Origin of the sequence: Achromobacter sp. ES-001 (assembly GCF_019448355.1) — a bacterium.
GTDB classification, from domain to species: Bacteria; Pseudomonadota; Gammaproteobacteria; order Burkholderiales; family Burkholderiaceae_B; genus Achromobacter; species Achromobacter spanius_B.
The window spans coordinates 3377745-3390878 of sequence record NZ_CP079940.1 but is presented as its reverse complement, the minus strand read 5'-3'; the positions used below and the strand labels follow the sequence as shown (position 1 = coordinate 3390878).

The window sequence follows — 13134 nt, the reverse complement described above, 5'->3', positions numbered from 1 at the left end:
TCTTGCTAACATCGTCCCCGCTTCGCTTCCGCATTCCTCTCTTTCATTGACCATGACGATGATGCCTGCCCGCTTTCACCCCCTGATCCGCGCTGCATTCGCCGCTATCGCCTTGCTGGCCGGTTTGGCTGCAAGCCCCGCGTATGCCGACAAGCAGTTTGGCGGCGTCGCCACCGATGGCAATCACGACAAAACGTACTGGACCATGCCCGAGGCGTCGCAAAAAGACGCCGAGGCCTCGTCGCTGGCCGAGTGCCGGCGCCAGGGCGGCAAGGACTGCAAGAAGTTGAACTGGTTTTCGGACAGCTGCCTGGCCTATGCGCGCAACTCGCGCCAGGACCTGTTTCCGGGCAACAGCGTGTCGTCCGAACTGGCCGCCAAGAAAGCCATGCGCCGCTGCACGGCAGGCAGCCCCGACGGCAAGTGCCGCCTGGTGTCGCTGCCGTATTGCGTGGGCCCCGGCTACAGCGCCGCCGACCTGCAAGGCGCCAAGCGCGCCAAGCCCGCCGATGTGGAAGCGTTGTCGGCCAAGGTCAATGACCGCCAATACTGGGGCGCCGTGGCCGAAGGCGCCGACGGCGGCCTGGTCTATTCGGACGGCTACCCGAAAGAAGACGACGCGGTCTCGACGCTGCTCAAGTGGGAAGAATGCAAGGACTGCCGCAAGGTGCTGACCTATAAGGACACCTGCGTCGGCATGGCTTGGGTGAAGGGCAGCGAAGGGCGCGGCACGCGCTTCACGGCGCTGAACCCCGACCCCGTTGCCGCGCGCGAGCAAGCGCGCAAGGAGTGCTCGGCCAAGACCGGCGCGCCGGCCTGCGTGGCAATGCTGCGCTGCTCGGGACGCGCCTACATCGACGGCTACCCGGGCGAAGACGTGAAGCCGAAGTAAGCAGGCGGGCCCGAGTCAGACATCACTTATCCAGCCACGGCGCTTCCTTCCACAGCTTCTGGAATTCCGCCTCGCCGTTCGTCAATACGCCGGCATAGTCGGCGGGCGGCAGGTAGCGCAAGGGGGCGAACATTTCTTTCGCCTTGGCCTGGAACGCCGGATCATCGACCGTGCGCTTGACGGCGTCCGTCAGCTTCTCGCGCACCTCGGGCGGCAAGCCCTTCGGCGCCGCCAGGCCGCGCAGCGACGCCAGTTCAAAGTCATAGCCCTGTTCCTTGAAAGTCGGCACGTCGGGCAGCGCGGCGGATCGCGTCTTGCCCATCTGCCCCAGGAACCGCAGCGGCGTGCCGCCTTTCTGGTACTGCAAGGCCTCGCCCACGTTGATGGCGCCGATCGTGATTTCGCCACTGGCCAACGCGCCACGCACTTCGCCCGCGCCCTTGTACGGAATGTGGCTTAGCTTCGTGCCCGACGCTCGCTCAAAGCGCAGCATGGCCAGGTGGTCGTCGGACCCCGTGCCCGTCGTGCCCACGGTGACCTTGCCCGGGTTTTTCTTGGCGTAGGCCAACAGGTCCGCCAACGTTTTCAGCTCGTTATCGTTGCGCACGGTAAAGGCGCCCGGATCATCGATCAAATTGCCCAACAGGTCATAGCTTTGCCACGTGAAGCCGGACTTGCGTTCGATGGGGATGGTCAGCAGGTTCGGCGTGTTGATAAAGCCGATGGTGTAGCCGTCCGGTTGCGCGCGGGCCAGTTCGGTAAAGCCGATGGCGCCGCCCGCGCCGGGGCGGTTCAGCACCACGATGCGCGCATCGTTGCCCAGGTACTTTTGCAGGAACGGCGCCATCATGCGCGCCACCAGGTCCGTGCCGCCGCCGGGGCCGTACGACACGATCAGGTTGATGGGGTGTTCGGGGTAGCCGGCCGCTTGTGCGCCGGCCGAGTACAACGTGGCGCCGGACAGCAGGGCGATGGACGCCGCCAGCGCGCGCAAGGTGCGGCGCTTGTTGTGGGGATATTGCATGGTGTCTCCTCTTGGGGTGGGTCGGCGGCTTGATGCCGCACTGTGTTTTTCAACGCCGCGCACGGTGTTGTTCATATGCCGCGCACGGCGGGGTGCTACGACTGCAAGGCGGCAATCCGCGCGGCCGCTACCGGCCACACCTCGGGGTTGACCAGTTGCGGCGGACGCTCGCCGCGCAGCATGGCCGTCAATTGCTGCGCGGAAGATCGCGCCACATTGCGACGGGCCTCGTGCGTGACGCCGGCGGTATGAAAGGTGGCAACCACGTTCGGCAGCGCCAGCAGCGGCGCATCGCGCGGGGGCGGCTCTTGCTGCCAGACGTCCAGGCCCGCGCCGCGCAGGTGCCCGCCCCGCAGCGCGTCGTACAGCGCGGCCTCGTCGTGGATGCCGCCACGCGCGGTGGATACGAACACTGCCTCTGGCTTCATGGCGGCAAAGGCGCGGGCATCGATCATGCCGCGCGTCGACGCGTCCAGCGGGCAGTGCAGCGACACGACGTCGGCCTGGGCCAGCAGGTCGGGCAAGGAAACCGGTTCGGCCCCGCGTGCACGGATGGTGTCGGCGTCCAGCAGCGGGTCATGCGCAATGACGCGCATGCCGAATCCTTGCGCAATGCGTGCCACCCGCGAGCCGATCTGGCCGATACCCACCAGCCCGATCACCGTGCCGTGAATTTCGTGGCCCATCAGATCCTCGCGTGAGAATCCGGTGTCGTGGCGCAGGCGATGGTGCGATTCGACCACGCGGCGCTGCACGGCCAGCAGCAGCGCATAGGTATGCTCGGCCACCGAAGCGGCGTTGCCGCCCGCCTGGTTCACCACGGCAATGCCCGCTGCCGTGCAGGCGGGCACATCCACGGTGTCGTAGCCGGCGCCGCCGGACGACACGCAAACCAGATCAGGGCATTGCGCAATCAACTCCGCGTTGACGAACCATTGGCGCGGCAGTTCGTCCTTGGCGGCCGACACATGGTAGGCGTGGGCCGTGCGCAGGCCCGCAAGCGTGCGGGCGTCATCGCCGTGCGCGGGCAGCACCGATAAGGCTATGCCGGGTTCGGCGCCGACGATCTCGTCGAAGATTGGGTTCAGCCACAGGTCAAGGCGACACAGGCGTTTGGGGAAGTCTTGCGAGGGGGTACCGATATGCGGCATTGCACCTAGTCTCCGGTGGGCGGTCATCGTTTGAGGCGACTCTACGCGTGCGGACAACGGAGATAAAGCGAATAATTTTCTGATTCGTGCGCGACTTTTTCGAAACAGTGGTGTCGCGGTGTGGCTGCGCCACAGGGCAGCGCTACAGCATCCCGGCGGGCGCGCCGAAGTCCAGCGCGTCCTGCGCCAGCGCACGCAGGTTGGCCAGCATGGGTCGCGTGTCGTCGCGCCGCCATTGGAAGGTGTAGGGCAGGGGGCGTAGAGGCGGCAGGCCGGGCAGCGCGTACAGGTCGCCGCGTTGGATCATGATGCGCGCCCATGCCGTGGGCAGAAAGCCCAGGCCCAGCCCCTGCCGCAGCATCCCCGCGATGGCGCCCCAGCTGTTGCAGCACTGGGTGCGGCCGGGCGAGATGCCTTGCTCGGTCAGCCAGTCGTCCAGCATGCGGATCACGCCGGAGCTTTGCGGCTGCGTAATCAGCGTCAGCCCGGGCAGGTCGGCCACGGTCAGCGCGGTGGGGTCCGGCACCGCGCGCGGGGCGGCCACCCACTCGAACGACGCGCTGCCGATCAGGTGCGAGGCAATCGACGCGCGCGAAGACGGCCCCGCGATCACGGCGAAATCCAGGTCGCCTTCTTCCAGGCCGCGTTCAACCAGTTCACCCACGCCCACATAGGGCTCGACCAGCAGGTTGGGATGTGCGCGCTGGATGTCGTCGATCAAGCGGGGCATCCACGTCATCGACGTCAGCTCGCCCGCGCCAAAGCGGCAGCGGCCGGAATAGGTCAGGTTGTTGCTGGCCTGCTGCATGAACTGGTCGGCGTTGCGTAGCAGGTCCTTGGCATGGGGAACCAGCTGTTCGCCCAAGGCCGTCAAGGTGGCGCTGCGCGCGCTGCGGCTGAACAGATCGGCGCCGATGGACGCTTCCAGTTCACCGATGCGCTTGGACAAAGACGACACCGAGATATTGAGCCGGTTGGCGGCAATGGCAAAGTTCTTGCAGGTGGCGGCCCAGTAAAAGGCTTCGAGTTGCTTGAGGGTCATGGCGGGGCTGGGGCAGGATCAGGTCGGCTTAAGGGCGAAGAAAAGTGTAATAAGCAATATCGATAAAGTCACTTTATTCAAACAAGCGCTGCGCCTATAGTCGTGCGCCATCGCCCAAACCATAGCGCGACGGCCGTTCCCACCCGCGGCCCGCCGCCGCCAGGAGACCGCCATGCCCGACCCGTTGCGCCATCTGCTCTGCCTGCACGATTTCCAGGCAGCCGCAAAGAAGCGCCTGCCTGAACCGATCTACGCCTATGTGTCGGGCGCGGTGGAAGACGGGCAGTCCGAGCGCGGCAACCGGCAGGCCTTTGCGCACTACGGTTTCCGGCCCAAGGTGCTGGTGGACGTCTCGCAACGCTCCACACGCGCCACCGTGCTGGGCCGCGACTACGCCGCGCCCGTCGGTGTGGCGCCCATGGGCATCGCGGCCTTGTCCAGTTATCGCGGCGACATCGTGCTGGCGCGCGCCGCCGCTGCCGCCGACGTGCCCTGCATCATGAGCGGGTCGTCGCTGATCCGCTTGGAAGAAGTGATGCAGGCCGCGCCGGGCACCTGGTTCCAGGCATACCTGCCCGGCGATGACGCGCAGATCAGCGCCTTGATCGATCGCGTTGCCGCCGCCGGCGTCACCACGCTGGTGCTGACCGTGGACACCCCCGTTGCCGCCAATCGCGAGAACAACGTACGCGCCGGCTTCTCCACGCCGTTGCGGCCCAGCGTGGGGCTGGCGTGGCAGGGGCTGACGCATCCGCGCTGGCTGTTTGGCACGTTTCTTCGCACGTTGTGGCGTCATGGCATGCCGCATTTTGAAAACAACTACGCCACGCGCGGCGCGCCGATTCTGTCGGCCAACGTGCTGCGCGATTTTTCAGATCGAGGCCATCTGAACTGGCGCCACGTGGCGGCCATCCGCCGCCGTTGGAAAGGGCAGATGGTCATCAAGGGCATCTTGCATCCCGACGACGCGCGCACCGCGAAGGCGCAGGGCATGGACGGCGTGATCGTGTCCAACCATGGCGGCCGTCAGCTGGATGGCAGCGTGTCGCCGCTGTTGGCGCTGCCCGCCGTGGTGGACGCCGCGGGCGGCATGGACGTGATGCTGGACAGCGGCGTGCGGCGCGGGTCCGACGTGCTCAAGGCCATCGCGCTGGGCGCGCGCTGCGTGTTCGTGGGGCGGCCGTTCAACTACGCGGCCACCGTGGCGGGGCAGCGGGGCGTGGCGCACGCCATCGATCTGATCGTGGAAGAAGTCAGGCGCAACATGGGCATGTTGGGCGTGGTGGCGTTGCGCGACGTGGTGCGCGACACGCTCGTGCGCTTGCCGCCGGGGCAAGACGGCGCGGGCGGCGACGGCGGGCAGGGCGGGCAGGGCGGCCAGTGCGGGCAGGGCGGCCAGTGCGGGCAGGGCGGCCAGTGCGGCCAGTGCGGCGACGGCGCCATGCGCACTTAGCCTAGAATGCCGGCACCCTGACTTTTGCGCGGCTTCGTCCGCACTGCCGCTGTGTTCCGTTGTTCCTGCGTACTGGCGTGGCCTCGTTTGAAACTCTGGCGTCGCCGCGCGCTTGCCTGCTGTGTGGCGATGTCCGCCGTGATGTCCGCCATCGTGCCCGGCGTCGTGCAAGCGCAACCGGCCGCGGCCAACACCGACCATCTGAAAACCGTTGAGCCCATCGGCGGCGATTTCGCGCTACAAGGCTATCCAAAATCCCACCTGCGAACGATCCTGTATCGCGGCAAGATCTACCGGCCCTTGAACGCCTACGAGTTCGTGCACGTCAAGCCGCTGGGGCCCACGCAGGGCGGCCAGCCCATGCTGCTGGCGGTGTCCAACGACTTCATGGGCGTGGGCACGATCTTGATCGCCGTGCAAAACGGCACGCCGCTGGCGCGCGTGCTCAGTCCCACGGTGGACCTGCGCGACCCGGACATGGGCCTGGCGCAGCCCGGCCGGCAAGACGTGCTGCTCTTCACGGCGGGCTCGCGTGCGCTGGTGACCTCGACCGGGCAGGTGCTGTGGTTCGAGCACAAGCGCCCGAAGGAGTACGTCCATGCGATGCCGCTGTTGGTGTCGGTGTCGCCGGACAACAGACAGGGCGCGTTGCTGTTGGATAACCAGATCCGGCTGGCGCGCATCGACGACGGCCCCTATGCCAGCGTGCCGTTCACCAAGGACCGGCAGGCCAAAGCGTTCGCCGGTCTGTGGGAAGAAAGTTCGCAAGCGGCCAAAAAGGCCCTGGACGCCGGCCAGCGCATCGACCAACGGCGGCTATACAACAACCTGAAGGCGGCATGGATCAATCGGCATTTTGCATGGCGACAGGGCAAGGACGGCTGGCAGTTCACGGGGCTGGACCTGACGTCCGCGCCCCTGCCCGCACTGACCGCGCGGGAGCATTGACATGACGCACGTTGCAAAGCGATTGCTGCTGCAAGGCGTGGGCCTGCTTGCGGTATCGCTGTTGGCGGGATGCGCGGGCAGTGCCGCCCTCTATGAAGAGCACGTGCGCACCGAAGACGCCAACCCCAAGGATGTCGTCCTGACGCTGGACGTGACGTTCGCGCGCGCGCCCGATTTCGACCCGAAGCAAGACACCCGGGCGGGGCCGCCGCCGCACGTGGAATATTCCGGCGGCCCCAGCCTGGACGTGCCGTTCTATCAAAAGGGCATAGGCTTTGACCTGGGCGTGGTGGGCGACCCGCGCGCCTTGCTGGCCTTGCCGTATCCGTCGCCCGCCACGCGCACCACGTCGGCCAAATTAAAGATCTTCGGCGAACGGCGTAATGCCACGCTGTACCGCTTTGTCGTGCTGCCCCGCGCCGGCTGGAACAGCTACAACAGCTTCCAGGTGTCTTTCGCCATCAATGGCCGCCAAGAGGGCATGACGTTTGCCTACAGCGCCAAGGCGGTGTGCGACAGCACGTTCGACGTGACCACGCCCACCTATGGTTTCGGCATGTCGGTGTCGGCCAGATTGCCCGACGGCAAACCCGCTTGCTTGATGGCCTGCGACGCGCGGCCCGGCTACCCGGGCTATTGCGCGTTCGGCGCCGACGTGGAATCCATGTTGGTCCGTTGATGCGGGCCGGGCGGTCAGCCGCCCATGTCTTTCACCGCCCGTTCGATCAACCCTTGCAGCCAGGCCAGCGCCGCGTCCGTCGGCGCGCGCCGGCTGCTGATCATGTCGACGGCAAATGGGCCGGGGTCCACTTCCGGCGGCAAGGGCCGCAGGCTGAGGCTTTGCCCCGCCAGGCGCTGCGCCGCGCGGCGCGCCAATGTGGCGATCAAGTCCGTACCGGCCACGGCGTGGGGCAGGGCGACGATGTGTGCAAACGTGCACGCGACGCGGCGCTTGCGGCCCAGACGTGCCAGGCCGGCGTCCACCACCCCGCGCGCGGAACCATCGTTGCTGGGCACGAACAGCGCGTGTGGCAAGGCGACGTAGCGTTCCAGGGTCAGCTTGCGGCCACGCAGGCCGGCATGCTGTTTATCGGCAATGCAGATGAAGGTTTCTTCGTATAGCCGCGTGGCGCGCATGCGCTTGGGCGGGCTCAGGTGGCCGCCGATGGCGATGTCGACGGTGCCGTTATCCAGTTGTTCGTAAATGGCGGCGCGGTCCAGGCGGGCGACGCGCAAGTCCGCCGCGGGCGCTTCACGGCGCAGGCGCGCCACGATGTGCGGCACGAGCACCACGTCGGCATAGTCGCTGGCGGCCAGCGTAAAACGCCGCCCGTGCGCCGCACCCGGGTCAAACCCCACCCCTTGGGCCAGCGCGCGCCGGATCTGATCCAGCGCGCTGCTTACGGCGGGCATCAGCGCGATAGCGTGGTCCGTGGGCTGCATGCCGTCGGCGGTGCGTACGAACAGTTCGTCGTTGAACAGGCGCCGCAACCGGCCCAGCGCGCTGCTTACCGAAGGCTGCGCCCGGTGAATGCGCTGCCCGGCCAACGTCACGTTGCGCGTTTCGTACAGGGCTTCAAAAGCCACCAACAGGTTCAAGTCCACGGCAGATAGATTCATGCGGTCAATAGTACGTATAGCGGATATCGATTTCAACAATTGGCGCTGTCGCATCTACCATGGTCCGCATGGACACACAAAGGAAGCAGGCATGGCAACCGTATTGATTACCGGCATTGAACCGTTCGATGGCGAAACGCTTAACCCCTCGTGGGAGGCCGCGCGCCGCCTGGACGGGCAGGCCGTGGCGGGCGCGCACTTGGTTGCGCGCCAACTGCCCTGCGTCATCGGCAAGGTGGTGGATCGCTTGCGCCAGGCAATCGATGACGTGCAGCCGGACGTGGTGATCTGCCTGGGGCAGGCGGGCGGTCGCGTGGACGTGTCGGTCGAGCGCGTGGCGATCAACGTGATCGATGCGCGCATTCCCGACAACGAGGGACTCCAGCCCGTCGACGAGCCCATCGTGGCGGGCGGCCCGGCGGCCTATTTTTCCACCTTGCCCATCAAGGCCATCGTCCGCGACCTGCGCGCGGCCGGCATTCCCGCTTCGGTGTCGTCCACGGCGGGCACCTACAACTGCAACACCATCTTCTACGGCCTGGCGCATCTGATCGCCACGCAGCGGCCCGCGTTGCGCGGTGGCTTCGTGCACGTGCCTTACCTGCCCGAGATGGCCACGCGCCATCCCGGCGCGCCCAGCCTGGCGCTGGACGTGCTGGTGCAAGGCGTCAAGATCATGGTGGCCACGACGCTGGCGGTGTCGCAAGACATCAAGCTGGGCGCGGGCGCGCTGCACTAACCGACGGACATCAACATGAACACAACATTGGCAAACGCCGACACCTTTGCGCTGGACGGCACGCCGTTCCAGCATCGCCGCGTGGTGGTGGACGGCTTGGGATACCACGTGGTGGAAGGGGGCACGGGGCCCGCGCTGATCTTGTTGGCGGGCTTTCCGCAAAGCTGGTACGCGTGGCGGCGCGTGATGCCGCTGCTGGCGCCGCACTTTCGCGTGTTTGCCGTTGACCTGCCTGGGCAGGGAGACTCCGACAAGCCGCTGGATGGCTACGACACGCGCACCGCCGGCGAACGCCTGCATGCCTTGTTCCACGCGATGGGCCTGACGCGCTATGCGCTGGCGGGCCACGATATCGGCGCGTGGATCGCGTACCCCTACGCCGCGCGCTATGCGCACGAGGTCGATCAAGTGGTGCTGTTGGACGCGAACATTCCTGGCGTCACTCTGCCGCCCGCCATCGAGCTTGGCGCGGATAACTGGCGCAGCTGGCACTTCCTGTTCAACAGCGTTCCCGACTTGCCCGAAGCCTTGCTGGCCGGGCGCGAGCGCATCCTGATCGAATGGTTCTTCTCACGCAAGACGGCCAACAAGCCGGGCGTGTTCAGCCGTGCCGACATCGATGAATACGAACGCGTGTACCAGACCTTGGGGGGCTTGCGCGGCATGCTGGGCTACTACCGCGCTGAACCGGAAGACCGCGAGCAGAACCGCGCGCTGCGCGATACGCCGTTGACCGTGCCGGTGCTGGCGCTGGGCGGAGAACAGGGCAGCGCGCCCGGCCTGCACCAAGCGCTGCGGCCCCTGGCACGCGATCTTCACGGCGGCGTGTTGGCCGATTGCGGCCACTATCTGCCCGAGGAACAACCGCGAGAATTGGCGCGGCGCATGTTGGCGTTCTTGACGGACAAGCGCGCCTAGCCGGGCTATTTTCACATTGCGTATCGGTATTTGTTGCGCGCCGGCGCCGCCCCTATCCTGAATTTTTGCAAACACACAGGGGCGGCAAATGAGCACACTGGAACACACGCGGCTGGACTTCCGGCCGCTGTCGGTTTTTACGGGCGCCGAGATTCACGGCGTGGACCTGACGCAAGCGCTGACCGAAGACGAGGTCGAGCAGATCCGCGCGGCGCTGCTGCGCTGGAAGGTTGTTTTCTTTCGCGACCAACACATCGACCACGCCCAGCACCTGGCTTTTGCGCGGCGTTTTGGACGCCCGACGTCGGCGCATCCGTACGACGCGAATCCACCCGAAGGCTATCCCCAGATCCGCACGATTTCATCGCGGTCCACTACCGGGCGGCGCGGTGAACGCTGGCACACCGACGTAACGGGCGTGGTCAATCCGCCCGCCGGGTCCATCCTGCGCGCGGGCCGGCAAGTGCCTGCGTATGGCGGCGACACGATCTTCACCAATCTGGTGGCGGCTTACGAGCATTTATCGCCCGCGTTGCGCGCGCTGGCAGACGGCCTGTGGGCACGCCACCAGTTTGGCGGCACCAACGGCGACTTCGACAACCAGACCGTCTATGCCCAACGGGTGCAGGCCAGCCCGCTGGTGTCCGAACACCCCGTGGTGCGCGTGTTGCCCGAGACGGGCGAGCGCGCGCTGTTCGTGAACCCCGGCTTCACGCGGCGGATCAAGGACGTCAATGAAGAGGAAAGCCGCCATCTGCTGAACCTGTTCTTTGAAGAAATCACTCGGCCCGAATACACCGCGCGCTTCCGTTGGGAGCCCGGCAGCATCGCGTTCTGGGACAACCGTGCGACGGCCCACCAGGGGCCGGGTGACTTTGCTTATCTGGACACCGAGCGCGTGCTGTACCGCATCACGCTGGAGGGCGACGTGCCCGTGGGGGTGGACGGCCGGCATTCAACGGCCGTGCTGGGCAAGCCGTTCAGCGCGTTCGGCGCGGACTCGGGAGCCACGGCATGAGCAGCAAACGCAAATCCGCATGGCGCTTGGGGCTGGGTCTGGCGGCGGGCGTGGTGGTGGGCGCCGGCCTGTTGAGCAATTTTGCCGGGTCGGCGCCGGTGGCCTCGGAAGACGCCAACCGCTACCCGAACCGACCCGTCAAGATTGTGGTGCCGGTTGCGGCGGGCGGCAGCGCCGACAAGCTGGCGCGCACCCTGGCGCAAAAGCTGGGCGAGAAATGGCGCCAGAGCGTCGTCGTCGAAAACCAGCCGGGCGCCAGCAGCGCCATCGGCAACGCGGCCGTGGCGCATGCTCGCGGCGATGGCTACACGCTGCTATTGGCCGGCGACGCCTTGTCGCTCAATGCCTTGCAGGCCAGCGTGCCGTACGACCCGGTCAAGGACTTGCAGGGCGTGACCAAGGCCGTGGTGAACCCGCAGCTGCTGGTGGTTCGCCCCGGCCTGGGCGTGAAGACCTTTCAGGAGTTCGTGGCGCTGGTCAAGCAACGGCCCGGCGAGATTTCGCTGGCCTTGCCTGGCGGCACGGGCAGCTTGCAGCACCTGGCGGTGGAACTCTTGAACGAGCGCATGGGCGCGAAGACGAATCAAATCCCTTACCCCGGCGGCGGCCCGGCCACGCTGGACGTCTTGGGCGGGCACGTGGACGCGATGTTGATCACCTTGGCCGCCGCCACGGAAAACGTGCGCAGCGGCAAGCTGGTGGCGCTGGCCGTGACCACGCCGACGCGCTCTGGCGCGTTGCCCGACGTGCCCACCATGCCAGAGGCGGGGCTGCCCGACTACGCGGTGGAAAGCTGGCAGGGCTTGTCCGTGCCGGCATCCACGCCGCGCGCGGTGGTCGACCGGATCAACCGCGACGTCGTGGCGGTGCTGCGCGAGCCCGATACGGCGGCGTTGCTGGAAAACCTGGGCTTCACCATCGCCGCGACGGCGCCCGAAGCGGTGGACCAGACGGTGCGCGACGACATCGCCACTTACCGCCGCATCATCGCGTCGGCGGACGTGAAGCTGAAGTAGCGCACGGCCGCGCCGTCGCACGGCCGCGCCGTCGCACGGACGCCGTCGCACGGACGCCGTCGCACGGACGCCGTCGCACGGACGCCGTCGCACGGACGCCGTCGCACGGACGCCGTCGCACGGACGCCGTCGCACGGACGCCGTCGCACGGACGCCGTCGCCCGGATGCCGCCGCACGGACGCCGTCGCCCGGACGCCGTCGCACGGATGCCGCCGCCCGGATGCCGTCCCCGCCCGGACCTTCCGCATATTGATATCTGAAAGTCTTCTTTGTCTTGCCGGCCTGGCGCCCGCAGCATGGACGCACGTTCACATCAACCGACAAGACAACAACATGACGATACGCAAAGCAGCCCCCCACCAGGCCGTCGGCATCGCCGGCGGCTACATCAGCCTCACCCTTACCCTGGCGCTGGCGCTTGCCGCCGGTGCGGCCCACGCCGACGCCACGCTGGACAAGATCAAGCAGCGCGGCACGGTCACCATCGGCGTGCTGGCCAACGGCGGCGTGTTCGGCTCGCTGGACCCGGCCACGCAGCAGCTGGTGGGCTGGAACCCCGAGCTGGCGCGTGAGCTTGCCAAGGGCCTGGGCGTGAAAGCCGAACTGGTGCAGGTGCAAACCGCGACCCGCGCGCAATTCCTGATTTCGGGCAAGGTGGATCTGCTGATCGCCTCGATGGAGCTGAACCCAGAACGCGCCGAGATCCTGGGCTATGCCCCTACGCCGTTCTTTCGCGTGGGCGGCGCGGCGGCCACGCTAAAGACCAGCGGCATCGCCAAATGGGAAGACCTGCGCGGCAAGCCGGTGTGCGTGTCGCAAGGCAGCAGCTTCGCCAAGCCCTTGTCGTCGGACTATGGCGCGGTGGTCAAGGGCTACAAGAGCTCTTCCGATTCGCTGCTGGCGCTGCGCGGCGGCCAGTGCGTGGCGGCCGTCCACGACTCCACCTTGATCCATCCGCTGCTGCGCAACAACCCGGAATGGGCCGACTACCACGCGCCCATCGCGACCGAGGTGCTGCCCGCCAATTCCGTGGTGTGGACGCGCAAGGGCGAAGCCGACACGATTGCCGCCGTCGACAAGGTGGTGCAGGACTGGCACCGCACGGGTTGGCTGATTGCCACCGAAAAGCGGCTTGGCATCGAGCCCGCCCAACCCTTGTTGCAGGAACTGCACGCCAAAGCCAAGCAGGGCGGCTGAGCGCGCCTGAATACGGATCGGACATACGAAGATGAAGCATCTGGGCATGAGCAATTCGGGCAGGAACAATTCAGGCAACGCGGGTTCGGCGAAGTATCCCCGTGTGCTCACCAAC

Annotated in this window: 13 protein-coding genes; 9 read left to right on the top strand and 4 right to left on the bottom strand. The window is 66.8% G+C overall.

Annotated elements, in window-relative coordinates; genetic code table 11:
• Nucleotides 1–52: 52 nt before the first annotated feature.
• Nucleotides 53–892 (top strand): DUF4189 domain-containing protein, encoded by an 840-nt coding sequence (locus tag KYT87_RS15230; RefSeq protein ID WP_255444815.1) that lies wholly within the window; start codon nt 53–55, stop codon nt 890–892.
• 22 nt (nt 893–914) lie between these two features.
• Here KYT87_RS15230 and KYT87_RS15225 read toward each other — a convergent pair whose 3' ends face one another.
• From KYT87_RS15225 to KYT87_RS15215, 3 genes are all read right to left on the bottom strand, one after another.
• A complete protein-coding gene (locus KYT87_RS15225; protein WP_219990254.1) occupies nt 915–1916 on the bottom strand; it encodes a tripartite tricarboxylate transporter substrate binding protein in 1002 nt (333 codons plus the stop codon).
• 95 nt (nt 1917–2011) lie between these two features.
• Nucleotides 2012–3067: a hydroxyacid dehydrogenase gene (locus KYT87_RS15220; protein ID WP_219990253.1), complete on the bottom strand. Its 1056-nt coding sequence runs from the start codon at nt 3065–3067 to the stop codon at nt 2012–2014.
• 142 nt (nt 3068–3209) lie between these two features.
• A complete protein-coding gene (locus KYT87_RS15215; protein ID WP_046807944.1) occupies nt 3210–4109 on the bottom strand; it encodes a LysR family transcriptional regulator in 900 nt (299 codons plus the stop codon).
• Nucleotides 4110–4281: 172 nt separating this feature from the next.
• Here KYT87_RS15215 and KYT87_RS15210 point away from each other — a divergent pair, with 172 nt between their 5' ends.
• The 3 genes from KYT87_RS15210 (at nt 4282) to KYT87_RS15200 (ending at nt 7189) form a co-directional block, all read left to right on the top strand.
• Nucleotides 4282–5562, top strand: a complete 1281-nt coding sequence (locus KYT87_RS15210) for an alpha-hydroxy acid oxidase (RefSeq protein ID WP_255593177.1) — start codon at nt 4282–4284, stop codon at nt 5560–5562.
• Between the two features lie 87 nt (nt 5563–5649).
• The gene (locus KYT87_RS15205) at nt 5650–6510 is read left to right on the top strand and encodes a hypothetical protein (protein ID WP_255593176.1); all 861 of its coding nucleotides are present in this window, start codon (nt 5650–5652) and stop codon (nt 6508–6510) included.
• 1 nt (nt 6511) lies between these two features.
• Nucleotides 6512–7189 (top strand): hypothetical protein, encoded by a 678-nt coding sequence (locus KYT87_RS15200; protein WP_219990252.1) that lies wholly within the window; start codon nt 6512–6514, stop codon nt 7187–7189.
• A 14-nt stretch (nt 7190–7203) separates the two neighbouring features.
• Here the strand turns inward: KYT87_RS15200 and KYT87_RS15195 are convergent, their stop codons facing one another.
• The gene (locus KYT87_RS15195) at nt 7204–8130 is read right to left on the bottom strand and encodes a LysR family transcriptional regulator (protein WP_219990251.1); all 927 of its coding nucleotides are present in this window, start codon (nt 8128–8130) and stop codon (nt 7204–7206) included.
• A 91-nt stretch (nt 8131–8221) separates the two neighbouring features.
• Here KYT87_RS15195 and pcp point away from each other — a divergent pair, with 91 nt between their 5' ends.
• The 5 genes from pcp to KYT87_RS15170 all read left to right on the top strand — a co-directional run bounded on the left by pcp (nt 8222) and on the right by KYT87_RS15170 (nt 13019).
• Nucleotides 8222–8869, top strand: coding sequence for a pyroglutamyl-peptidase I (pcp, locus tag KYT87_RS15190; protein ID WP_219990250.1), 648 nt, complete (start codon nt 8222–8224; stop codon nt 8867–8869).
• A 15-nt stretch (nt 8870–8884) separates the two neighbouring features.
• Entirely contained in the window at nt 8885–9787 is a 903-nt protein-coding gene (locus KYT87_RS15185) for an alpha/beta fold hydrolase (RefSeq protein ID WP_219990249.1), read from the top strand.
• Between the two features lie 88 nt (nt 9788–9875).
• Entirely contained in the window at nt 9876–10805 is a 930-nt protein-coding gene (locus KYT87_RS15180) for a TauD/TfdA family dioxygenase (RefSeq protein WP_219990248.1), read from the top strand.
• Complete coding sequence (locus tag KYT87_RS15175; RefSeq protein ID WP_219990247.1) at nt 10802–11821, top strand: tripartite tricarboxylate transporter substrate binding protein; 1020 nt, start codon at nt 10802–10804, stop codon at nt 11819–11821. The genes KYT87_RS15180 and KYT87_RS15175 overlap by 4 nt, the downstream gene beginning before the upstream one ends.
• A 334-nt stretch (nt 11822–12155) precedes the next feature.
• The gene (locus KYT87_RS15170; protein ID WP_219990246.1) at nt 12156–13019 is read left to right on the top strand and encodes a transporter substrate-binding domain-containing protein; all 864 of its coding nucleotides are present in this window, start codon (nt 12156–12158) and stop codon (nt 13017–13019) included.
• The last annotated feature ends 115 nt before the right edge of the window (nt 13020–13134 follow it).